The 22,152-nt window shown below is 41.7% G+C and carries 19 protein-coding genes and 1 CRISPR repeat array; of the genes, 11 read left to right on the forward strand and 8 right to left on the reverse strand.

Features of this window, described 5'->3' with window-relative positions; genetic code table 11:
• Positions 1-64 precede the first annotated feature (64 nt).
• Positions 65-1,444 carry a DUF2330 domain-containing protein gene (locus CDG79_RS19590; RefSeq protein ID WP_094343614.1) on the reverse strand — a complete coding sequence of 460 codons (1,380 nt, stop codon included), beginning with the start codon at positions 1,442-1,444 and terminating at the stop codon, positions 65-67.
• Between the two features lie 5 nt (positions 1,445-1,449).
• Entirely contained in the window at positions 1,450-2,313 is an 864-nt protein-coding gene (locus CDG79_RS19595; RefSeq protein WP_094343615.1) for an RnfABCDGE type electron transport complex subunit D, read from the reverse strand.
• Positions 2,314-2,363: 50 nt separating this feature from the next.
• On the opposite strand from CDG79_RS19595, the gene CDG79_RS43845 reads away from it, so the two are divergent.
• A complete protein-coding gene (locus CDG79_RS43845) occupies positions 2,364-2,513 on the forward strand; it encodes a hypothetical protein (protein ID WP_223278215.1) in 150 nt (49 codons plus the stop codon).
• A gap of 221 nt (positions 2,514-2,734) precedes the next feature.
• On the opposite strand, the gene CDG79_RS19600 is transcribed toward CDG79_RS43845, so the two are convergent.
• The 4 genes from CDG79_RS19600 to CDG79_RS19615 form a co-directional block, all read right to left on the reverse strand.
• Positions 2,735-4,012 carry a lactate racemase domain-containing protein gene (locus tag CDG79_RS19600; RefSeq protein ID WP_094343616.1) on the reverse strand — a complete coding sequence of 426 codons (1,278 nt, stop codon included), beginning with the start codon at positions 4,010-4,012 and terminating at the stop codon, positions 2,735-2,737.
• A gap of 2 nt (positions 4,013-4,014) precedes the next feature.
• Entirely contained in the window at positions 4,015-4,851 is an 837-nt protein-coding gene (locus CDG79_RS19605) for an SDR family oxidoreductase (RefSeq protein WP_094343617.1), read from the reverse strand.
• A gap of 335 nt (positions 4,852-5,186) precedes the next feature.
• On the reverse strand, positions 5,187-6,623 hold the full coding sequence (gene uxaC, locus CDG79_RS19610) for a glucuronate isomerase (RefSeq protein ID WP_223278216.1): 1,437 nt from the start codon (positions 6,621-6,623) through the stop codon (positions 5,187-5,189).
• Between the two features lie 189 nt (positions 6,624-6,812).
• A complete protein-coding gene (locus CDG79_RS19615) occupies positions 6,813-7,841 on the reverse strand; it encodes a LacI family DNA-binding transcriptional regulator (RefSeq protein ID WP_094343619.1) in 1,029 nt (342 codons plus the stop codon).
• Positions 7,842-7,982: 141 nt separating this feature from the next.
• Here CDG79_RS19615 and CDG79_RS19620 point away from each other — a divergent pair, with 141 nt between their 5' ends.
• Together CDG79_RS19620 and CDG79_RS19625 are read left to right on the forward strand one after the other, a co-directional pair.
• Positions 7,983-8,492 (forward strand): gluconokinase, encoded by a 510-nt coding sequence (locus tag CDG79_RS19620; protein ID WP_094343620.1) that lies wholly within the window; start codon positions 7,983-7,985, stop codon positions 8,490-8,492.
• A 135-nt stretch (positions 8,493-8,627) separates the two neighbouring features.
• Positions 8,628-8,951, forward strand: coding sequence for a DUF1815 family protein (locus CDG79_RS19625; protein WP_094343621.1), 324 nt, complete (start codon positions 8,628-8,630; stop codon positions 8,949-8,951).
• A gap of 374 nt (positions 8,952-9,325) precedes the next feature.
• Positions 9,326-10,162: a CRISPR direct-repeat array (repeat unit 37 nt; unit sequence GTTTCAATCCCTAATAGGGATTTTAGGTAATTGCAAT).
• 360 nt (positions 10,163-10,522) lie between these two features.
• On the opposite strand, the gene CDG79_RS19630 is transcribed toward CDG79_RS19625, so the two are convergent.
• Positions 10,523-10,846 (reverse strand): hypothetical protein, encoded by a 324-nt coding sequence (locus CDG79_RS19630; protein ID WP_094328612.1) that lies wholly within the window; start codon positions 10,844-10,846, stop codon positions 10,523-10,525.
• A gap of 356 nt (positions 10,847-11,202) precedes the next feature.
• Here CDG79_RS19630 and CDG79_RS19635 point away from each other — a divergent pair, with 356 nt between their 5' ends.
• From CDG79_RS19635 to CDG79_RS19665, 7 genes are all read left to right on the forward strand, one after another.
• On the forward strand, positions 11,203-11,448 hold the full coding sequence (locus CDG79_RS19635; RefSeq protein ID WP_094343622.1) for a site-specific integrase: 246 nt from the start codon (positions 11,203-11,205) through the stop codon (positions 11,446-11,448).
• Positions 11,445-14,249: a DUF3131 domain-containing protein gene (locus CDG79_RS19640; protein ID WP_094343623.1), complete on the forward strand. Its 2,805-nt coding sequence runs from the start codon at positions 11,445-11,447 to the stop codon at positions 14,247-14,249. Before CDG79_RS19635 ends, CDG79_RS19640 begins: the two co-directional genes overlap by 4 nt.
• 117 nt (positions 14,250-14,366) lie before the next feature.
• Positions 14,367-15,494: a hypothetical protein gene (locus tag CDG79_RS19645; protein WP_223278217.1), complete on the forward strand. Its 1,128-nt coding sequence runs from the start codon at positions 14,367-14,369 to the stop codon at positions 15,492-15,494.
• A complete protein-coding gene (locus tag CDG79_RS19650) occupies positions 15,495-16,997 on the forward strand; it encodes a DUF3131 domain-containing protein (protein WP_094343624.1) in 1,503 nt (500 codons plus the stop codon).
• 83 nt (positions 16,998-17,080) lie between these two features.
• Positions 17,081-19,087 (forward strand): glycosyltransferase, encoded by a 2,007-nt coding sequence (locus CDG79_RS19655; RefSeq protein ID WP_094343625.1) that lies wholly within the window; start codon positions 17,081-17,083, stop codon positions 19,085-19,087.
• A 114-nt stretch (positions 19,088-19,201) separates the two neighbouring features.
• Positions 19,202-19,909 carry a PIG-L deacetylase family protein gene (locus CDG79_RS19660; RefSeq protein WP_094343626.1) on the forward strand — a complete coding sequence of 236 codons (708 nt, stop codon included), beginning with the start codon at positions 19,202-19,204 and terminating at the stop codon, positions 19,907-19,909.
• A gap of 102 nt (positions 19,910-20,011) precedes the next feature.
• On the forward strand, positions 20,012-20,338 hold the full coding sequence (locus CDG79_RS19665) for an STAS domain-containing protein (RefSeq protein WP_094343627.1): 327 nt from the start codon (positions 20,012-20,014) through the stop codon (positions 20,336-20,338).
• Positions 20,339-20,381: 43 nt separating this feature from the next.
• Here CDG79_RS19665 and CDG79_RS19670 read toward each other — a convergent pair whose 3' ends face one another.
• Complete coding sequence (locus tag CDG79_RS19670; protein WP_094343628.1) at positions 20,382-21,572, reverse strand: SpoIIE family protein phosphatase; 1,191 nt, start codon at positions 21,570-21,572, stop codon at positions 20,382-20,384.
• A gap of 150 nt (positions 21,573-21,722) precedes the next feature.
• On the opposite strand from CDG79_RS19670, the gene CDG79_RS19675 reads away from it, so the two are divergent.
• Positions 21,723-22,139 carry an ATP-binding protein gene (locus tag CDG79_RS19675; RefSeq protein WP_094343629.1) on the forward strand — a complete coding sequence of 139 codons (417 nt, stop codon included), beginning with the start codon at positions 21,723-21,725 and terminating at the stop codon, positions 22,137-22,139.
• Positions 22,140-22,152 lie beyond the last annotated feature (13 nt).

Raw genomic sequence — 22,152 nt, forward strand, 5'->3', positions numbered from 1 at the left:
GGTTTAATTCTCTTTGTCCCCTAGCCCCCAGTCCCCAGTCCCTAATCCCCAATCCCTAGTCCCCTCAATATAATCCCAGCCAAGAAAAGAAATTTTCCCACCAGGAATATGTCAGATTACCAACACTCAGTTTCATTTTGTTGCGAATGTCTTGGATATTCCAGTTGGTGAGTTTAGCCAGAGTTTGCGCCTCTTGTTCAAAACGCTTGGGCAAAGACCGTTTATATTCTCTACCCGCCTGACATTTGAGTTCCCCTTGGAACGGATGTTGCAAAACATAACGCCCTTGGAAAGATTCACTGTTAGCAGTTTGTTGGAAAATCAAGTCTTCAGGGAATTTATCGCGGGTATAGCGGACATGCAACCGGGAGATGAAGACGCTGCTTCTAGGAGAGGGACGACGAAAGCTTGGAGATACTGGTACATTACTTCCAGAATTATCATCTAGCCAAAATACGCCTGCTTGCTTGAGTTCTTCTTGGCTTAGAGGATCGGCTGAACAAGGATCGCAACTACCCATATCCCAAGCGTATTCCAAAAAACCAACCTTCCTGTCTTCTTTGGTGTAAGCAGTTTGAAACATTGATTTGTAAAATTCACCAAATTTATCTTTGACAAACAAGGGAACGTTTGCGTCGGAGGGGATTTTTACCGTCCGGTAATTGGTGATTTCTGCCTGTCCTTGGGGTGAGAGGATGTAGATAATCAAATCCTGCTCTGTCGTGGCATTGATCATGCCCAAACGAATTGGCAGCATGAACTTGGGTGACTGGTAGGAAATTTGTAGCGGACGAAGGAACTGGTAGCCAGATTTCTCGAATTTATCTAAGTTGACTTTGGCAACAAAGAATTTCATTGAGGAGCGAATGTAGGGCTTGAGTAACTGTTTCGCACCTCTGGGGATTTTGTAGCCATTGCGTTTGAGCCAAGTTTCTAGTCCGCCAGATTCTTTAGCACTAAGGATCAGGATGTCGTATTCGCCAACGTTGAAACGTGCTTCGATTGTTACACCCAAACTAGCATCGCCCCTTGCTCTCCTCGCCTCACTTATCGCTCCTGCTGGCGCTGGTGCTGCATCCATCTCAGCGCTATTATTTATTGCCAGACAAGGATCTGGATCAAAATATTCTACCAATCGTGGCGCACTAAAAGCATCTAGGCGTTCGATAATTTTGGGTTCAGTGACGCGAACTTGCTCTTTTTGCAGCACCGTTGGCACTGGTACTACCATTGCAAAATCTTTGACTTCGCCTTGAAAGTCGTTTGCCATTGTTAAGACGGTGCGATCGCCATCTCGTGCTATTACCACCTGAGAAGCTTTGTTATACAGTTTTGTATCAGCTTTAGCTACATAAAATCCACAAAATGCCCAAGCTGCGGGTGCAAAGCATAAAACAGCTACAATTGCCAACAATAATGGCGTTAAAAGTCGAAAAAATCTCATTTTATTTATACCTCTGCATTTTTAATTAGAGACGCGATGAATCGCGTCTGTACAAGAAGCAGTTCTGTGCCTGCTTCCTCATCTGCTTCTTGCCAAGAGAACCTTGGGGCTAACCACAGAACATCTAACAGGATGGTCAATGGTGCAAGGGCAAACAGCGCCCAGAAAACTGCTGTGGAAATAAAGAAATAATTTCGCAGAATAAAAGTTAATCCGGCGATGCAGATTGCCCAAACTACCCGCCCAATTCGGGAATTGGGAATCGATCGCGGATCTGTAATCATAAATAGAGCAAACAGCAGCAAAGATCCGCTCATTAATCTGTGCCAGTAAACATCCCAAGTCCAACCCAGCCAGAGATTGCGAATCGCCTCTAGTAAGGAGTAGGAACCCAAAAAAGCTGCTGTGGTGTCCCAGCGACCAACGCGCTGCAAAATCATGCCACCAGTGCCGGCAAATAATAGCCCATACCACCACTCTTCACCCCATTGTCCCGGCGAAACCCAGGCATCGGGGGTGAGAATCAAGGCAGATATGATGCCGAAATTGGTGGGATTGAAGAAATGCTTATCGCCGACTTGGAAGATAAACTTGCTAGCGATCGCAATTACTGCGGCTATTGCCATTGTCGTCCAGCAATCAGCCCGTAATAAAAGGCTTAGTCCCAAGGAGGTAATTAAAGCACTGCGAAGATTTGCCATTTGTTCTTTGCCAGTAACTAATGACAATATCCATTGGGTTGCTAGACTGGTGGCGATCGCTACTCCAATTAATTCTGGTCGCAGCGTCCAGTCTCGTGTACCAATTCCCAAGACTAGGAATAAGCCGAGAAAAAGAATTTGATAATCTCGTATATCTTTGAGCAGCATTAATCCTTAAATTCCGGGATTACCCGTAGATTTTTCATCAATCTATACGAGTGCTAGCTCAAATAGTAATGCTGTTACAGATTTTGTTACAAAGCATCCTCTGTGCTTCTGCGATCGCCCTGTCAGCAAGCCACTTTCCATCTACGTTAAAAATTGACTCAATTTACAGTTTTCATGGATTTGAAGCACATCTGACATAAGGGCACAGCATTGCTGTGCCCCTACCGCGTGGTTTATTTAATTGAAATAAGACTTACGCACAGGTACCGGAAAATCGAACCACAGAGGCACAGAGAACACGGAGTAATAGTTTGACAGGTATTTTGCATAAATCCTGTGAAAATGGCTGTAATGACGTTTTTATTACGAATTACGTTAGCGTAGCGGTAGCGAGTCCGCGAGCGTCATTACGAATTACGAATTATTTTAATCCCATTACAGAGTCAGTTATCCGATACAATATCTCCCCAGCCTTAGGCACAAGCAAGATCCCTTCATCTTCACGGTTAGCCCATTCTGTGGGTCGAATGGTAGCCGGATATCGATAGTTTAAATTATGAGCAGCACAGCGTTCAGCAGAAATACCTGTCGCTAAAGTGACGCGAATCCGAGCTTGTTCGCCTTCTGTAGCATCAAATGTACCCATACCTTTTAAGTGAGTACTATGAGCCAGCACTCCACCGGGATAAGCTTTAAATTTATCCCACTGTTTGAGGAAGTAGTCACGCACGTGATAGCCAATTTGGGACAGGATTTCGCCGTGGGTATAGCTAAACTCGGTAATGTGAGGAGCATATATAATTACTTCCCCTCCGTCGGCCACTACTGGCTCTAGCTTGTACATTCCTTTAGCAGCTGTCCAAATGTCATCATACATTTCGGGCATTACTGAAAGCACTTGTTTAAAAGGCTTATCTACATAAGTAATATGCAGTTTGTCGGATAATTTTGCCGCAGCTTCCCAGGCTGGCTCTGGTTTATCTATGTAAAGTCCAGCTAGCTGATTTGTTTTAGGTGCAACTACCATCGCCAAGCAAAGTTTTGGCATAGAAATTAGGTTAGCGGCTCGATTAATTAAGCGTCGAACTGGTGTTATTCCTGATGTCCCAATGATTTCATAGCTGGTGATTAAAGCACCCAACCAATGGGATATATCAATTACTTCTTGACCACCAATACCGGGAAAAAAGTATTTATTTCCACCAGAAAAACCGACAACTTCGTGGGGAAAGACGGGGCCGCAAATCACTATTAAATCATACTGTGTCACAAGCTTGTTAACACGAACTTCAACGGACTGATGTAGCATTCCCCGGCTAATCTCTGCTATCTCATCTGCTGAAATTACTCCACAAGAAATAAAGGTATCTGGTTCATTCCACAGGTGGTTAAAGATGCAAACTTTTTTAAAGGTTGTCTCTCGTTCCTCTGGTGTCACCCCTATTAGGTGATTGATTTGCTCTTGGCTCATGGGATTATGTGTACCCAGAGCAATCAAAAAATCTAGAGCCGCTACTCTTTTACTCAACTCCTGATGCAGCAATCGAAACATTTGCGGGATGGGAGCAGTGCGGGTGCTATCTGGAATTAAGACTAGGATACGCTGTCCATCTAACTGACGATCTGCTAAAGCTTGATGAACTAGCCCGGAAACTTGCTCGTCGGAAAGTGTTCCGTTAGTTACAGCCAGTGAATGCATAATTAAACTCCACTGTAGATACTAAACCCACCATCTACTGGCACGACCACCCCATTGACGAAACTAGAACCAGAACTACATAACCAAATCAAGGTGCTGAGTAATTCGTCCGGTTTTCCGAAACGTCCGGCGGGGGTATGCTCGATAATTTTTTGCCCGCGCCCGGTCAAACTACCATCTGCATTTAGGAGTAAATCTCGATTTTGTTCTCCAATAAAGAAACCTGGCGCGATCGCATTTACTCGCATTCCATCCCCATACTTTTGGGCAAGTTCGACGGCTAACCAACGAGTAAAGTTATCAATTCCGGCTTTAGCGGCTGAGTAGCCAACCACGCGGCTAATTACTCGGATAGCAGACATAGAAGATATATTGACAATACAACCGTGGGGCTGTTTTTTTTCAACCATTGCTTGACCAAAAACTTGGCTGGGAAGTAAAGTACCGAGTAAGTTGAGGCTAACTACTTCTTCAAAAGCTGTGTGTGGCATATCAAAAATAGTCGCATCAGGGGTAATTGTGGCAGCTGTAATATTACCGCCAGCCGAGTTTACCAGAATGTCTATTTGACCCCAGCGCTGTATAATTTTATCTCTGGCTATTTCTAGTTGGGAGCGATCGCTAACATCTGCTAATACAGCCATACTTTCTCCACAATTAGCAGTAATCTCAGCCACTACCGCTTCCGCCCGTGCTTGATTGCGACCCAGAACCACTACTCGCGCTCCAGCAAGGGCTAAACCTCGCGCCATAGCTCCACCAAGTACGCCTGAACCACCTGTAACTACTGCTACCTGCTCTTTTACGCTAAAAAGTTTATTTAAAATAAAATCTGACATCTTGTTTCAATTCGTAATTCAAAATCAATCCTATGGTGTACACAAGTCGTATTACCCCCCTTAATCCCCCCTTATAAAGGGGGGAAACAGGAAATCCGGTTCCCACTTCATAAACTATTCTCGACTTCTCCTTTTGTAGAGCCTTATAAAGGGGGGAAACAGGAAATCCGGTTCCCTCCCCTTTATAAGGGGAGGGTTAGGGTGGGGTAACGCGGATCGCAATCGAAAGTCAGTGAACTCAATATCCAGTTTTTATAAGGGTTTCACGTTAACTTGACACAAATAGCTTTTCGGCCCACCCCACAAAATTGGGTAATTTATTTGTTGGAAGTCCCTTAGTCCAATTTGTAAGCACTCTTAGCAAGGTCGTAAGCTAAAGCGCGGGCCATATCATACCCTTCCTCTTCATCAACTAATCCCCGTGTTACCAATCCGGCTAACCAGTTACAAGCTACCCGCCGCCAAACATTATGACGAGCCGGAATAGAAACGAAAGCGCGGGTATCATCGTTAAACCCAGCAGTATTATAAATTCCAGCAGTTTCCATTACCTGATTGAAGTAGCGTTCCATGCCATTTACGCTGTCATGAAACCACCAAGGCGGCCCGAGCAAGACAGTAGGATAATGACCTGCTAAGGGAGCCATCTCTCGGCTATAAGTGCTTTCATCCATGCCAAAAATGATTAACCGGAAGCGCCCGTCGTTTCCATAAGCTGACAACAACGGGCGCAGATTTTGAGTCCATTCTATTTTGACGGGAATATCACCACCTTTATCAGCCCCAAATCTGTCAAATAGATCCGGGTTATGGTTACGCATAACACCACAATGCATTTGCATCACCAAACCATCTTCTACACTCATCCGAGCCATTTCTATGAATATATGACCGGTAAACTGCTCCACATCTCCTGGATTTAGTTTGCCGTTTAATGCTCTAGCAAAGATAGCTTCTGCTTCCTGCTCGGAAAGACGTGTAGTATAAGGCGTAGCTGCACCTTGATCGGTAGCTGTTGCACCCATTTTTTTAAATATTGCCCGACGTTCTTCTAAAGCTTGGACAAAATTAGCGTAAGTGCTAATTTCTTTACCGACACTGCTTTCCAATTTGGTCAGATTTTCTCGCCAACCAGGAGCATCTAGGTTAACTACTGCATCTGGTCGAAAAGTCGGTCTAATTTGAGTAAAACCTTCTTGGTGGAGCGATCGCTGATTCTCTAGGTTATCACTGGCTGCATCGGTAGTACAAAGCACTTCGATGTTAAAGCGTTTGAATAAAGCACGAGGGGAAAACTCAGATAAGGCTAATAAACCTTCTAGATAATCATAGATACGTCCAGCATTACGAGAATTTAAAGGTTCATCTACTCCAAAGACATTAGTTAATTCGTCTTTGAGCCACAACCCTGATGGAGTACCCTGGAATAGATAAAAATGTTCGGCGAATAATTGCCAGATTTTCCGGTGGTCAGTTTCTGCTGGTAAACCATCATGTGTAGCTATGCCTAAAGCTTGCAGAGATAGACCTCGACTATAAAGCATCCGCAAAATGTAGTGGTCAGGGATAATAAATAATTCTGTTGGTGAACCAAAACGCGCTGCTGGATTAGCTAACAGGGCTGGATCTACGTGACCGTGCGGACAGACCAAAGGTAATGCAGATATGCTGTCAAAAAATTGATGGGCTAGTCGTCTTTGAACTGGTTCTGGAGAAAAACAGCGATCGGGAGATAAAATCGGTTTTTTGGTTAACATATTGTCATTTGTCATTGGTCATTTGTCATTTGTCATTGGTCATTGGTCATTTGTCATTTGTCATTTGTCATTTGTCATTGGTCATTTGTCATTTGTCATTTGTCATTTGTCATTGGTCATTTGTCATTAGTAAGGACTTTAAGCCTGTTTACGTTTCGTATAATTTGATTTATTTTTACCAACTTACTTAGACACGATTTAAAATTACTTTATTAATGTTGCACTACTACCACGCTCTACTAGGAAAGGAGATAAAACGCGGTTTTCCACAGTTTTTTCTTCTAATAAATCGAGTAACATTTGCATGGCATAGCCACCAATTTCTAACATTGGCTGGCTGACTGTTGTAAGTGCTGGCGTAACGTAACTACCTAAAGCAATACCATCAAATCCAACTAGGCTTAAATTTCGTGGTACTAAAATACCTAGTTCTTGACAAGCTAATAGAGCGCCAACCGCCACCATATCGTTGTAACAAAAGATGCCTGTTACTTCAGCAGCCAATAGTTTAGATAGCATATTTTGTCCGGTGGCGACATCGCTAATTCTGGTATTATATTCGTCACTAATTGAAACCCAATCAGGATTTTGTGGTAAACCAGCTTCAGCAAGAGCCATTTTATATCCTTCTAGGCGATCGCGGTTTGACCTGCTGCGATCGCCTACACCCAGATAACCAATGGTGGTGTGTCCCAAACTTATTAAATGCTCTGTGGCTAATCTAGCACCTAAGCGATCGTCTATTGCCACTGAGTGAAATATTTCGGATTGATCTTCAGTCTGGCTATTAATCAGAACTGTTGGTATAGCAATTTGGGTTAGCTGCTTTGTATGCTGTTTGCTAATTCGGGAGTCAGCTACTAAGATACCGTCTACTCTCCGGCGATGAAAAGTATCAATAGCTGCCATTTCCTGCTCAAAATCTCGGTGTGAAGCACTTAACAAAACACTCAAGCCGGCTGGTCTGGCTATCTGTTCAATTCCGTCTACTACCTCAGCAAAAAAGGGATCTGCGATGGAAGTTACTACTACACCAATGGTATTAGTACGTTTGTTTTGCAAGCTTTGAGCGATCGCATTTGGCACATAGTTCATCTCCTGCGCCAGTTGCTTAATTTCCTCTCGCACTTTCGGGCTAATGAGAGTATTATCTCGCAAAGCCCGCGAAACTGTGGAATGAGAAACACCTGCTTTCCGAGCAATATCTTCAATTGAAATTCTTCGTTTATTCATTTTTATCTGAGATTTTAAATCCTGCACACGTGTGCATTTGTATGTATTATAGAAAATAATCGTTATTTGTCAAGAGATTTTAATACAACTCACATTTTGCTCTGCGTTCATTTCAATAACTTAACTTTTCCTCAGAAAAATATGATTATTATCATCATGGGTGTATCTGGTTCTGGTAAAACCACCATAGGAAAACTGCTAGCAGACTCATTAGACTGGGAGTTTAGTGACGCTGATGCTTTCCATTCAGCAGAGAATGTTGAGAAAATGCGGTGCGGTATTGCGTTGAGTGAAGCTGACAGGATACCTTGGCTGCAAGATTTGCAAACAGCGATAAAACATTGGCTACAAGAAAATAAAAATGTCGTGCTGGCCTGTTCGGCTTTAAAAGACAGCTATCGGCAATTTTTGGTATCGGATAGCGATCGCAGCGCCAACATCAAGGACGAACGCATCAAACTAGTCTACCTCAAAGGGTCTTATGAGTTGATTCAAATACGGTTGCAAGAGCGTAGCAATCATTACATGGGTGCAAAACTTCTCAATAGCCAGTTTGAGACTCTTGAAGAACCATTGAACACCATATCTATGGATGTTGCACAACCACCCCAGATAATTGTGCAGAACATTAGAACGGCTTTGAGCGTTTAGCTTATTGTTTACACCGCAAGATTAAGATTAATCACGTCTAAAAAAAACACCAACTTTTGGCAACTAAATACGTCGGATGTCAGTCTAAAGAAGTTTTAAAAGCAACCACATAACTGTAGTAGCAGGAGAAAACTAGTGTTTCTAAGATTAGCGCAACAACATCAAGAATTCGTTCAAGACTTGGTAATGAACCTGCAAGCTTTGACAATTGTACTTGAGCAGCATGGATATTCTGCCTCCTGTTATACGTGCGGCGACCAAATGAAGAGTGCTTCATTCATGGTTAGCCTGCGAGAAAAGCATCTGATTCGTTTTGTAGTGTCTGATTACGGGATTACTTGGATGGAATTGTGGGACGATCGCGAATTAATGAAGTTGGAGGGTGCTGAAGCAGTAAAACAGGTACAAGAGTTAGCTAATATTGTCAAGCATTCGCCCGCAATACAATTGACGACTTAAAAGCTAATTCGTAAATATAAATCTAAAGAGAACTGAATCTGGCTTGAACTCAGGTTATAAGCTAAATCGAGTGTGCGTAGGCGTAGCCCGTCGTAGACATCGCTGATTCTCAGTCGGTGAAGACAACGGAAAGTATATATTACACAGGTTTTAGTCAATTAAAATCTACTGGTTTCAATCCCTAAGAGTGTTCCAAAAAATAAATGATCCAAAACCCGTCATTGCGAGCGAAGCAAAGCAATCCCAAGGGCTGTGATTGCTTCGCTTCGCTCGCAATGACAATTGGGCATTTTTTTACTTAGAGTACTCTAATAGGGATTTTAGGTAATTGCAATGTCACCTTTTCGTGATATCACTACTTCCTTGTATTTTGTGTTTCAATCCCTAATAGGGATTTTAGGTAATTGCAATCTCGAATCGTCCGAGTTCTTGCAGCGTTTGAATAAGTTTCAATCCCTAATAGGGATTTTAGGTAATTGCAATTTTTGGATTAGGTCTGTTTTCAAACCCGGCCTTCGTTTCAATCCCTAATAGGGATTTTAGGTAATTGCAATGCGAATATCATCAGCATGACTATAAGATTCAGCATCAGTTTCAATCCCTAATAGGGATTTTAGGTAATTGCAATAATATGAGTTACATCGATGTTGATGTCGAGGTTATTGGTTTCAATCCCTAATAGGGATTTTAGGTAATTGCAATTTGGATGCTGTTAGAGAATATATTAAAGATCGTGATGTTTCAATCCCTAATAGGGATTTTAGGTAATTGCAATACTGGGATTTAGGCAACTTAGTCTCAAACTCAAATGTTTCAATCCCTAATAGGGATTTTAGGTAATTGCAATCTCTCGTCGATCCCTTGGGGATGAGCCAACCGAAGAGTTTCAATCCCTAATAGGGATTTTAGGTAATTGCAATGGGTATACCTGTTTTTGAAAGTGTCACTTTAAGTGTTTCAATCCCTAATAGGGATTTTAGGTAATTGCAATGATTTGCTAGCGCTTGATGCGCAAGATAGGTATCGTTTCAATCCCTAATAGGGATTTTAGGTAATTGCAATTTCCCGTTCACTGGGAAACTACCTTCCTATGATGCAATGTTTCAATCCCTAATAGGGATTTTAGGTAATTGCAATTGTATGTTGCAACGGCACTGGTAGTGCATTTAGCTTGGTTTCAATCCCTAATAGGGATTTTAGGTAATTGCAATCGCTGGCTTCTGAAAGCCTTGTCTTATTTGGTTTTCAAGGTTCGGTTGCGCGAATAGAGAAATCATAACACGAGGAGTCGGAATTTGGTTAGAGGCAAATGGCTGAAAGCTAGTCCCCATAAGGTGCGCGGATAGTTTAGAAATGCGATCGCTCTGAAATTGTTGCATATAGGGCAATTCAGCCGTTTTTCTAGTTACCCTTTTTCCAACACCTACCCATCCGCGCATTTAGCGAAAAAACTAATCTCATTGAAAAGCTGATTACTCATAAAAATATCCTACTCGATTAGTTTAGCTAACTCTAGGGCGATGCCTGGGTTGGGCTACGCCTACCCAATACCAGCACCCCCATGACCAACTTTATTTGGCAACGTCTTCAAAGTCTGTTATTGCACAAGCAAACTCTCTAAAAGCTGTTTTAATCAAAACCTCTTTCGTTCCCCTTTCCAGCGAAGAATTGCGTATCAGGTCTGTTAATTCTATGAATAACAGAGAGAACATAAAACGATCTTGGCGATCGACTTGTTTCAAGCAAGACGATATAAACTGATAAAGCTCTGTTTTTCTAGGCTTGGTTTGTTCTTCCCATATTTGTAACCCAAGCCGGAAGGTTCTTAAGCGGATTTCATTACTATTGAAGGACGCATCTTTGTAGCGGACTGATACGCGCTGGGGTATTTCCATGAGGTTTAGCTATACATATTCAATGTAAAGTAATTATTCACTTATATTTTGGCTCAACCGGAAAAATCTGATATTTTGCACCAATTCCAATAATCGCTGTCGCTTAGAAACGAATTACCACTAAATAACGCCTAATTATCCAGAAACTTTACGTGCAAGTATCTGGTTTGGCGTAGTTACGCAGAATTTTTATATCTAATACCCTCCTTATAGATATTAGACCGAATAGTTACGTATAAATACCAAACATTGGTTTTAAACACCTGACTTTAAGTATATTCCTTGGTGATATTCAGGATTTTTCCAGATAACATCCGAATCAGGACATTATACGTAAATTTTCTAGATATTACTCTATGGAAGAACGCCAAAAAAAGCTCTTAGAACAGGTACAGGATCAAATCCGGCTTCAACATTATTGTTACCAAACAGAAAGAAGTGACACTGACTGGATTAAGCATTACATCTGTTTTTACGATCGCTACCATCCCAAATATATGGTGAGTGCGGAAATAGAAGCCTTTTTAACACATTTAACTGTGAAAAAAAACGTTGCTGCATTAACTCAAAATCAAGCGTTAAAGAGCTTTGCATTATTATGAGATACAAACCCAATCAACAAAAGCTGTTGAGATGGATTGCATTGTTCCTAGTTGGAACATTTCTGCAATTGTTGTTTTATATCCCAACACCAGTCTTATCCCAAAATTCCAATAGCTGTAGCAATATTACAGCCCCTCTGACACCTGAAGAACAAACTTATGCTCGTGGTGCTTGGCAGTATTTTGTCAAAAACTATCAGCCAGCAACGGGATTTACCAATTCTACAGGGGGTTATCCTTCTGGTACACTTTGGGACATGGGGAATTACCTGATGGCGTTGAATGCTGCACGCTGGTTGAATCTTACTGACCAAGCAGACTTTGACACACGCATCAACAAGTTTTTGACGACTCTCAACAGCCTGAAGTTATTTGAGGATACTTTGCCTAATAAAGTCTATAACGCAGCCAATGCACAAATGGTTGATTATGGCAACAATCCCCTTGAACGGGGTATTGGCTGGTCTGCTTTGGATGTCGGGCGAATACTTGCGGCATTTGATGTCATCCGCACTTGTCATCCACAATATAACGATTGGCTCAAAGGAATTGTCGCAAAGTGGCAAGTGGCGCGATCGCTCAAAGATGGACAACTTTTTGGCGCTACTGTTCTCCCAGACAACAAAACCTTACTGGTGCAAGAAGGACGACTTGGCTACGAAGAATATGGCGCTAGAGGTTATGAACTTTGGGGTTTCTCTGCACCCAAGGCTATTTCTTTAGAACCATTTAAGTTCGTTGAAATTAATGGCGTGCAAATTCCCGTTGATACCCGTGACTTTAAAAGCACCAACGCTAATAATTACGTTGTTAGTGAGTCTTACATCCTTGATGGGATTGAGTTTGGCTTGCAAGGTGAGTTAGCTGATTTTGCTGCCAGGGTTTTAGATGTGCAAAAACGGCGTTTTGATACCACAGGTCAGTTGACTGCTGTCACAGAAGATAATATCGATCGAGCGCCTTATTTTCTCTACAACACTGTCTATGCCAACGGTGCAAACTGGGCAACAATCACCGATGCCAATCAACCTTATCCCCAGTTTCGCAGCATCAGTACCAAAGCGGCTTTTGGCTGGCGCTATCTTTTTCCAGATAATGCTTATGCTCAAAAAGTCTTTGATGTAGTCAAGGATCTCCGCAGTCCTGATGATAGTGGTTACTATGCTGGGATCTATGAAGAATCAAAACAACCCAATAAAGCTTTGACAGGTAATACTAATGGGCTGATTTTGGAGATTTTATACTACAAAGCTAAGGGAAATCACCCTTTAATTACTTCTAGTTCTGCGAGTGTGTCTACTGGTAAGCCCAGTGAAAATGCTTCTCCTGAAACACCCTCAAATCAAGGGAATTCTCCTGTTACGCCTCCTACCGCAACCCCTACAGATACTCCTAAAATTGTAGAAGTGGCCGTTGCACCTATTCCACCAGTCGATAGTCCCCAATCATCTAACCTCAAACTAGATCGACCCCTGACGTTGATTGAACGGCGTTATGCAGAAGCCGCTTGGCGATACTTTCAAGCAAATTATCACTCCAAAAATGGGCTGATAGACGATCGCAGTGATTTCAAAGGTGCAACCCTGTGGGGACTAGGAGATTATCTCGCAGCCCTTCATGCAGCGCGATCGCTCGATATAATTACCCCGAAGGAATTTGACCAACGCACTCGACATCTTTTAGCTGTATTGACAAAATTACCATTATTTGGTAAAGAATTGCCGGGTCGGGGTTACGATACGCGATCGCTGCAATCAGTAGATTATGGTGGAAATCCAATTGCAGAAGGTAACGGTTGGTCAGCTTTAGATTTAGGCAGGATACTAGCAGCGCTTTACAACTTAAAAACCTGTCATCCAGAATATACGACTGCGGTAGATAAAATTGTGCTGGATTGGTCATACTTGCGTGTGGTGCGCGAAGGTATTCTTTCTAGTGCTACCGTTACCAAAGAGCAAGATGGGCGATCGCTTACCCGCGTCAATCCCGAAACCCGTTTGGGATATGAAGAATATGCAGCTAGAGCTTTTCAATTGTGGGGATTTAATGTTGAACATTCTGCGGTTGGCGGTGAATATCAAACTGCCTTAGTAGAGGGAGTGAAAGTACCAATTCAACGCCGCCGCCCAGATACCAACTCAAAAGTTAACCAATATACAGTTAGCAATCCTTTCTTACTTTATGCGCTGGAGTTTGGATTAGATCCACAAATGCGATCACTCTTTGAACCAATCTTTCAGGCGCAAGCTGAACGTTACCGTCGCACCGGCAACCTCACAGCCTCAGCTACCACCTTAATCGATCGCAAGCCTTACACTGTCCACAGCACAATTACTGGAAAAGGTGAGCCTTGGGTAGCTTTAGCAGATAATGGGCAAATTGTACCAAAGGGACGATTGGTAAGTACAGCAGTCGCTTTTGCCTATCATGCCCTGCTTCCAGAAAATAAGTACAGTCAAGAGTTACTGCAAGGAACCACTGATTTATACAATCCATTAGCCGGATTTTATGAGGGCTTCTATGAAACCACGGGTAAAACGGCAGTTGGTTTCACCAATAGCACCAACAGTATGATTTTGCAATCCTTGCTGTACAAAGTGATGAATCAACAACCTTTAATTCGTCCGACTGTCAACATGAAATCTCCTTGGTGGCAAGAAGTTAGTAAAGGAGATTCTGGGCGAGGTTTACCCAACACTACCAGACAACAAACCAAGTTAATTTCTGATAGTTCTGGAAGTTACTGGATTTCAGGTAGCGAAAAGACTCCACTAGTAACTGGTACAAAAGTCATAGAGTAAGTTGAAACGCAATTTACTTTCAGCTCATCCCTTGAAGGGATGGGCTTTCACGCCGACTTTCTCTAATTACCAAGTCGTGTTTGTTATTAATCAGTTGTATTTGGGAATACTTACTACATGATGCAGTGGCTTTCACAAGCAACAGACATCTGGATTCAAAATAAAATCCCTGTTTATTCGTTCAAATCTATGGACAAGGTACGGCTGGCGCTGATGATGCTAATTTTACTAGGAAGCATCTTTGCGAATAAAAATCTGGCAGTTGCTGATGCCTCAAAGCAACTCGAAAACCTGAAATTAAAGCAAGTTCACAACCAAACATCTTCCAGTACTCCTGTACTACTGGGACTATATGCCCCAGATTATCTAGGAAATCAAAGTACAATTGACAGCCAATTACGTCAAGTCGATCAATGGGTTGGTAAGCGCCATTCTATTGCTGGATTGTTCTTGGATATCGAGGACTCAAATCCTGGCTACAACATTCCAGTTTCCCTAGAACAACTGAAGCACAACGGATACACAGCTTTTATTAATCTCAAATCTACTCGTTCAGCAGCGCAGATTGCTAGGGGAGACGTAGATAGTTCTCTACAAAAAGTAGCAAAAGCCTACGCTGATTGGGCAAAGAAAGGAGAGGGCCGGATGGCGTTTATCGCGCCGTTCCAAGAGATGAACATTCCTGGAGAAGCATACAGCCAAGACCCGCAGAACTTCAAGTTAGCTTATCAACGCATCCAAAAGATATTTAAAGAGGCTGGTGTATCTTCACAGGCAATACGTTGGGTATTTGCACCTAATGGTTGGAGTGAAAACAATGAAAATCGCTTTGAAAACTACTATCCTGGGGACAAGTCGGTAGATGTTGTTGCCTTTAGTTCGTACAACTGGGGGTATTGTAGTAATTCTTCTTGGAAACACTGGAATACTCCGAAAGAAGTTTTTGAACCATATATCAAGCGGATGAAGGTTATGGCTGGCAGTAAGCCGATTTTCATCGCTCAAACAGCAAGTACGAGTAATACGCAAAATGGTTTACAAAAGAGTGCCAAAGATCGATGGTTACAAGACTCCTATACTCAACTTGCTGGGATGGGTGTAAGAGCCATCCTTTACTTCAATATTAATAAGGAATGTGATTGGGCAATTAACAGTAATAGCGGTAAATCTGCTGGTTATAAAGACGCGGTAAATAATCCGGCTTTCGGCTATTTATCGCCTACGGAATTGGCAAAGAAGATATAAATGGCAACAAGCGGCATCAAAAGCATGATTTTGCAATCAGTTTTGTACGCAACGACAAATCAACAACCCCTGCTTTGTCCAATTACGGCGACGTGGCAATGCTCTCCTACTCCATCTACGATTATTGCTGCCCCTGATAACTTTAACCCTGATGTCGAAACACCATCGCCACAAATCGTTCCAGAATCGAATGCTCCTACACTCACACCACTACCGCTAAAACCAAAACCGACACCACCAAAACCAACAGCTACACCAGAAAAACCTATTATTCCAACGCCCACAACCTCTTTACCACGATTGACCCAAAAAGCGGATCGAATTGCTGCTAAACAGGCTTGGAAATATTTTGAGCGTAACTGGAATCCCCAAACAGGTTTAGTAAATTCGGGAGACAACTTACCGTGGACAACTTGGTGGGATCAGGGTAGCGCCTTATTGGGAATTCATGCAGCTTACCAATTAGGGTTATTGCCGAAAGACGTTTTCCAAAAGCGGATGAACACATTGCTAGAGACGTTGGAAAAACTGCCGCTACCACCAACTGGTTTACCCAACAAAGCTTATAGCACCCGGACTGGCGAAATGCGCCAACTCAATGACACCCCCGATCCCAAGGGTATAAGTGGTTGGTCAGCTTTGGATATGGCGCGATTTTTATTAGCATTGCATGTTATGCGATCGCATTATCCAGAATATAGCGATTCGCCTAAAGGCGACAGCTTCGCTTCACGCATTAATCGCATCGTCGCTCGCTGGAATCTATCGAAACTTGTCAAAGATGGTTGGTTAAATGGTGCTATCCCTAGAGCAGGTAAACTTCTCGAAGTGCAGGAAGGGCGATTAGGCTACGAGCAATATGCTGCCCAGAGTTTAAAGCTGTGGAATATTCAAGCTACTAATGCTCTCTCTAATCCACCAGTAAAGACGGTTCAAGTCGATGGCATTACTCTCCAAGTCGATCGACGGAATCTAAAAAGCTCTGGGGCTACTAACTACCTAACGAACGATCCTTATTTACTCTGGGGTTTAGAAATGGGTTGGAATGATGCTGTTAAACCTCAAGTGCAAAATCTTTTCAAAGTGCAATTACAACGATTTCAGCGCACTGGAATTTTAACTGCTGTAAATGAAGATTCCTTGGATCGTCTCCCTTACTTTCTGTATTACAGCGTCTACTCCAATGGTCAATCTTGGCAAGCCGTTAACACTAGCGGAAAAGCCTATCCCCAATTGCGGTTTGTGAGTACGAAAGCAGCATTTTCTTGGTTTGCGCTCATGCCAGACGATCCTTACACGAAAAGGCTACGAGACTTTGCTCAAAATTTATCCGATAAAAATCGCGGCTATTTTTCAGGACGATATGAAAATTCCCAACTAGGTGTTAATGCTTCAGTTGACATTAATACAAATGCGATCGTTTTAGAAAGTTTGCTTTACCAAGCCAGAGGCAGACATCCACTAATACTTGAAGCCAAGAGCCAGGGGAGGCAGCAGAAATAAAGAAAATTATTAACAACTTCTAACTCCCAATTCAGCATTTTTTACCATTACACTATCCTTTCACATTAATTACTAGTACTAAAATGACTTCAGTTTCTATTAGCGATAATTCCTCAAACTTTTCTGGTAACAGTCGCTCATCACTCAAAAAAAGAACGCTGTTATTTCGTTATCTAGCAGAAATCAATTTAATTTTTGGCATCTGGTATTTGCAATGGCGCCTTACCCATTCCATCAATTTTGATGCGCTGTGGATCTCTATTCCTTTGCTAATAGCAGAAATTTATAGCTATTTCGGCGGTGTGATGTTTGTGATTGGGTTATGGCGACCTTTAGAGCGACAGGTTAAGTCTCTCGACCAGATGACCCCACCTCTACCCAGATCCGACTGGCCAACTGTGGATGTCTTTGTGACTTGCTACAACGAGCCGCCGGAAATTGTCGAAGAAACTGTCAAAGCAGCTCTTGCAATGGATTATCCGCCAATAAAGTTACGTGTTTATGTGCTGGATGATGGTAACTCGGCTGATATGCGAGCAATGACAGAAAGATTGTGTATTGAGGATTTGCAGTCACCACAATTACAGCTAGAAGCGGAACGGATTGATGGAGAACATTCTTGTTTGTTGGAGCGCTTAAAGCAACTGGAAAATCTGACACCTAATACTCAAGCTGCGGAACAATGGCTGCAAGCGTCATCAGAATCAGTAGTTAATGAGCCGGCGGCTGGATTTGTGCAAAGTTTGCGATCGCTTATTCTTTGGTTACCACCAGAAGATCGTACTATTAAGGATTCTCCTACAAAGACCCTACGCGATCGCCTAACTACCGAACGGAAAGCCTTAGAAGAAGCGATTCGCAAGAAAGAACTAGAACTAGTTGAACTCGCTCGTTTTCGCTACATTGCTCGTCCCAAACCAGCTGGTGTACCCCACCACGCTAAAGCTGGGAACCTCAATTACGCGATTTTTTCTGGAGAAACTTCAGGACAGTTTATTCTTACCCTAGATGCTGACCATATTCCCAAGCCACAATTTCTCAAGCGAGTTCTGCCTTATTTCTTTACTTATAATCTTTTCATAGGGAAATACGACCAAAATCAAATTGCTTTTGTACAGACACCCCAAGATTTTTACAATATTCCTACGGGCGATCCCTTTGGACATCGAGCAAATTTATTTTATGGGCCACTTCAGCAAGGCAAAGATGGCATGAATGCCGCTTTTTATACAGGCACAAATGCGATTCTGAGGCGGGAAGCACTTATTAGTGTTGGACTACAACATTTTGCTGATGAGTTTGCCAAAGATGAAAAACGTTTAGATGAATTTCAATTAATTGGTGGTCTATCCAGCAACAGTATTACAGAAGATATGAATACAGCAATGCGTCTGCATAGTGCTGGCTGGAAATCTATTTATCACCGTGAACTTTTAGCAGAAGGTTTAGCACCAGATGACTTAAAATCTACCTTAAAACAGCGATTACGTTGGGCACAAGGTACTATCCAAGTACTACTGAGAGAAAATCCATTCACAAAATCAGGGCTAACATTTTGGCAAAGATTGCATTACTTTAAGACAATGTATAGCTATTTTTGTGGTTTTTCTACTCTTGTTTTTCTTTGTTGCCCAATCATCTATTTCTTCACAGACATCGTTCCAGTTAAAAGCTATGGATATGATTTTGCCATCCACTTTTTCCCCGTTTTTATTATCAACCGTTTGACTGCCATGACTGCGACTTGGGGCATTCCTGCTAGAGAAATTTGGCGATCCGAACAATACACGATCTCTTTATTTCCCTTATTTATTCAAGCCATATTAACCGTATCTTTTGGGAGCCATCTCAAATTTCAAGTAACACCTAAGCTGAGGCAATCTGGAATGTATATCCAACTAGTTTGGCCCCAAATACTTATCTTTACCCTCACTATTCTAGGAATGTTATGGAGCCTTTACAAATTTGCAATTGGTAATCTAAATAATCCTTGGCTTCACCTAATAAATGGTGCATGGGCTATCTATAACTTATTACTTTTGTGGGCTATTATCCGTGCATCTGTTTGGCAGCCTCCAAAAGAAGTCTAAGAGGGACACAGGGAAAAGGAGAATAACTGTAGAGACGCGATTAATCGCGTCTCTAATCCTAACTCTTAATTCCTAACTCCTAATTCCTAACTCCTAACTCAAAAGAAAACAGCAATGAACACTGATTCAGACTCAAAAAACTTTGGTCAACGAACCGTCTTAACAATTTATGCTCATGCTGATGATGAAGTTCTACCCGCTGCTGGCACTCTCAGTCTCATGTCCAAGGCAGGATGGAATATTCGTTGCTTAATTTTGACTGATGGCAGTCTTTCCAGTTCGTCTATTAAGGGTACACGTCATCAAGAAGCGGATGCAGCAGGTAAAATCATCGGTGCAACTTACGAGTTTTATGCACTGGAGGAATATAATTTTTCAACCCAAGCAGTTATCAAAGTTACTGAAGAAGCTATTAGGCGTTGCCAACCCGATCTGATTATTACTCATGCACCACAACCAGAAAAATATGGACATAGAGATCATGAAGTGTGTGCGATCGCAGTTTCTAATGTTGCTACCCGCAAAAACATAACTTTGTGGTATTCCGCCCCACCTGTTTTTTTGCGTGGTTTTGAACCCAATTTTTTTGTGGATATTACTTCTGTAATTGAGGAAAAAGTTGCAGCTATCGGTTGTTATGAATCAGAACTCAATAAAACATTTATGCAACTTGATGCCATACTAGTTTTATCTCGTTTTTGGGCACGCGAGTTAGGTCAAAAAGATGGTTATTTTGAAGCTTTTGAAATTTCTAGGCAATGTGTTGATGCTAGTTTTTTTACTGCAATAGCTAATAATCATCAAGCAATTAAACACAGCTAAATGCATAAAAATCACAAAATAATTGCTGTCTCTATTGCAGTTTTTCTAATGTCAATGCCAAAATAGAATTACATTTTTTTAATCAATAAATAGGACAAAATCATGAGTTTAAGTGTGAAAGTACTAGAATTATCTGGGATTTTAGATGGTATTAGAGGTAATGAACTGCGTCGTGAAGTTAGCGGTATTGTGGCAAACGGAGCCGATATTTTGTTAATTGACATGAAAGAAGTAAAATTTATCGATAGCTCTGGTTTAGGTGCTTTAGTATCAGCAATGCAAATAACGCGAAATGCTAATACTAAACTTTTTATCTGTTCGATCGGCGATCAAGTCAGGATGTTGTTTGAACTGACTAAAATGGATAGAATTTTTCAAACCTTTGCCGATCAAGATGAATTCAACCGCCAAGTATTGGCAACGCAATAAGCTATGACACAATACTAAGTTTGAATGTGCAGACTTGAATATACTAAGAAAAGTTAACTTTTACCAAAGATAAGTCATCATCAAGATTATCTTGAGCATTTAAGGCGAGAATGTTCGCTAAGAGTTCATTTAGGTTATAGGTATCTTTCTGGCTATATTTCGTTAGCAAGTCAATGAAAGCATCAATACCCCAAATTTTACCATCTGACTGATTAATTTCATAAGCACCATCACTAAAGATGTACAGAGTGCTGTTTTCTTCGATATCAAAAACAGCATCTTCAAATTGCACATCAGGTAAAAAGCCAATTGGTAAATCTAAAGAACTTAGCTGTTTAACTTGAATGCTTGTTGTAGAGGTATTAGATAACAGTAAAGCTGGTGGATGTCCGGCGTTGGCATAAATAAGTTGACGTTTAAGGCGGTGATAAACTCCATACCAAATTGTGAAGTATTTATCACCGTGCTTTGTCATTTGGAAGGCGTGATTGAGCGCTTTTAGGACTGCACTGGGTTGGCAAAAGTTAGTATTCGGTAGAGATTGCGATCGCAAAACATTTAGGACGGATACAGATAGGAGGGCTGAACCTACCCCGTGACCTGATACATCCAACAAATAAATTGCCAAATGATCCTCATCGATCCAATGATGGTCGAAGCAATCGCCCCCTAGCTGGGCTGAGGGAATAAACAGATTTTCTGTAGTTACTGTTCCTACAAGCGGCGAGGGTAAAAGCGATCGCACATAATCAGCAGCCTCAGCTAATTCTGCTTCCAAAATTTGCTTTTGGGTTTGTAAGTCTTGATTTAGTGTCTCCAAAGCTTCTTTTCGACTTTGTAAATCCTGATTTAGCTGGTGTAATCTTAGTCCTGCTCTTACCCGTGCTTTCAATTCATTCATCTCTATAGGTTTAGAGATAAACTCATCTGCTCCAGCGTCAAGTCCTCTAACTCTATCTTCCTCTTCTCCTCGAGCTGCCCCCCTAGCCGTCAATAGAATAAAAAAAGTAGTTGCCAACTCTGGATCTGTTCTAATTCGACGACACACTTCTAACCCATCTACCTGGGACATCATCCAGTCACAGACGATCAGAGCCGGATGTAGTAATTGTGCTTGTGTAATTCCTTCCTCGCCATTACTAGCTACAGTGGTATCATAACCCTGATTTTGGAGTGTTCTTTTCAGTACTGCTCGCACTATAGGGTCATCATCAATAACCAGAATTTTAAACATAAATTACAGTTGACTAAGTAAAATGAGCAGTAAATAGTTGCTTTAATTTAACTTATATGCAATTTAGTTTTTAATGTATAGTAGAAATACTCAAATTAAATAAACTAATGAACGAATATGATGATTTCAAAATATTTTTTTGGTTAAGAAGTGAAAAACAAAATTTATCTAAAAGTCAATACAGACCTGACAGCTTCACCTCAAGTTTTAGCTTGGTTTGAGCAAATAAATCAACCACCTATTGCCGATCGACAAATTTGGTGGCAATGTCAAACACTGATGATGGAAGGCTTTACTAATATTGTTGAACACGCACACAGAAATTTACCTCTTGAAACTCCTATTGAGATAGAAGCTGTGCGGTTAAATGAATTTATAGAAATTCGCATTTGGTCTAAAGGTGAACCCTTTGACTTAGAGCAGCAATTGCAACAAACATCTGAATTTGAGGAAAATGAGCAAGAGCGAGGGCGGGGTTTAAAAATTATGTCCGCCATTGCCGACAAATTGAGTTATGAGCCGACAGTGGATAATCGTTGCTGTTTATTTATTAGTAAATCTTACTAAAGTTATAACAGTA

The organism is Nostoc sp. 'Peltigera membranacea cyanobiont' 232 (assembly GCF_002245985.1).
Classification (GTDB): domain Bacteria; phylum Cyanobacteriota; class Cyanobacteriia; order Cyanobacteriales; family Nostocaceae; genus Nostoc.

Bases quoted from the DNA above. Each gene is read 5' to 3' on its own strand.
- CDG79_RS19590 (WP_094343614.1), bottom strand. From the start codon at position 1,444: ATGAGATTTTTTCGACTTTTAACGCCATTATTGTTGGCAATTGTAGCT.
- CDG79_RS19595 (WP_094343615.1), bottom strand. From the start codon at position 2,313: ATGCTGCTCAAAGATATACGAGATTATCAAATTCTTTTTCTCGGCTTA.
- CDG79_RS19600 (WP_094343616.1), bottom strand. From the start codon at position 4,012: ATGCATTCACTGGCTGTAACTAACGGAACACTTTCCGACGAGCAAGTT.
- CDG79_RS19605 (WP_094343617.1), bottom strand. From the start codon at position 4,851: ATGTCAGATTTTATTTTAAATAAACTTTTTAGCGTAAAAGAGCAGGTA.
- uxaC (WP_223278216.1), bottom strand. From the start codon at position 6,623: ATGACAAATGACAATATGTTAACCAAAAAACCGATTTTATCTCCCGAT.
- CDG79_RS19615 (WP_094343619.1), bottom strand. From the start codon at position 7,841: ATGAATAAACGAAGAATTTCAATTGAAGATATTGCTCGGAAAGCAGGT.
- CDG79_RS19620 (WP_094343620.1), top strand. From the start codon at position 7,983: ATGATTATTATCATCATGGGTGTATCTGGTTCTGGTAAAACCACCATA.
- CDG79_RS19630 (WP_094328612.1), bottom strand. From the start codon at position 10,846: ATGGAAATACCCCAGCGCGTATCAGTCCGCTACAAAGATGCGTCCTTC.
- CDG79_RS19635 (WP_094343622.1), top strand. From the start codon at position 11,203: ATGGAAGAACGCCAAAAAAAGCTCTTAGAACAGGTACAGGATCAAATC.
- CDG79_RS19640 (WP_094343623.1), top strand. From the start codon at position 11,445: ATGAGATACAAACCCAATCAACAAAAGCTGTTGAGATGGATTGCATTG.
- CDG79_RS19645 (WP_223278217.1), top strand. From the start codon at position 14,367: ATGATGCAGTGGCTTTCACAAGCAACAGACATCTGGATTCAAAATAAA.
- CDG79_RS19650 (WP_094343624.1), top strand. From the start codon at position 15,495: ATGGCAACAAGCGGCATCAAAAGCATGATTTTGCAATCAGTTTTGTAC.
- CDG79_RS19655 (WP_094343625.1), top strand. From the start codon at position 17,081: ATGACTTCAGTTTCTATTAGCGATAATTCCTCAAACTTTTCTGGTAAC.
- CDG79_RS19660 (WP_094343626.1), top strand. From the start codon at position 19,202: ATGAACACTGATTCAGACTCAAAAAACTTTGGTCAACGAACCGTCTTA.
- CDG79_RS19665 (WP_094343627.1), top strand. From the start codon at position 20,012: ATGAGTTTAAGTGTGAAAGTACTAGAATTATCTGGGATTTTAGATGGT.
- CDG79_RS19670 (WP_094343628.1), bottom strand. From the start codon at position 21,572: ATGTTTAAAATTCTGGTTATTGATGATGACCCTATAGTGCGAGCAGTA.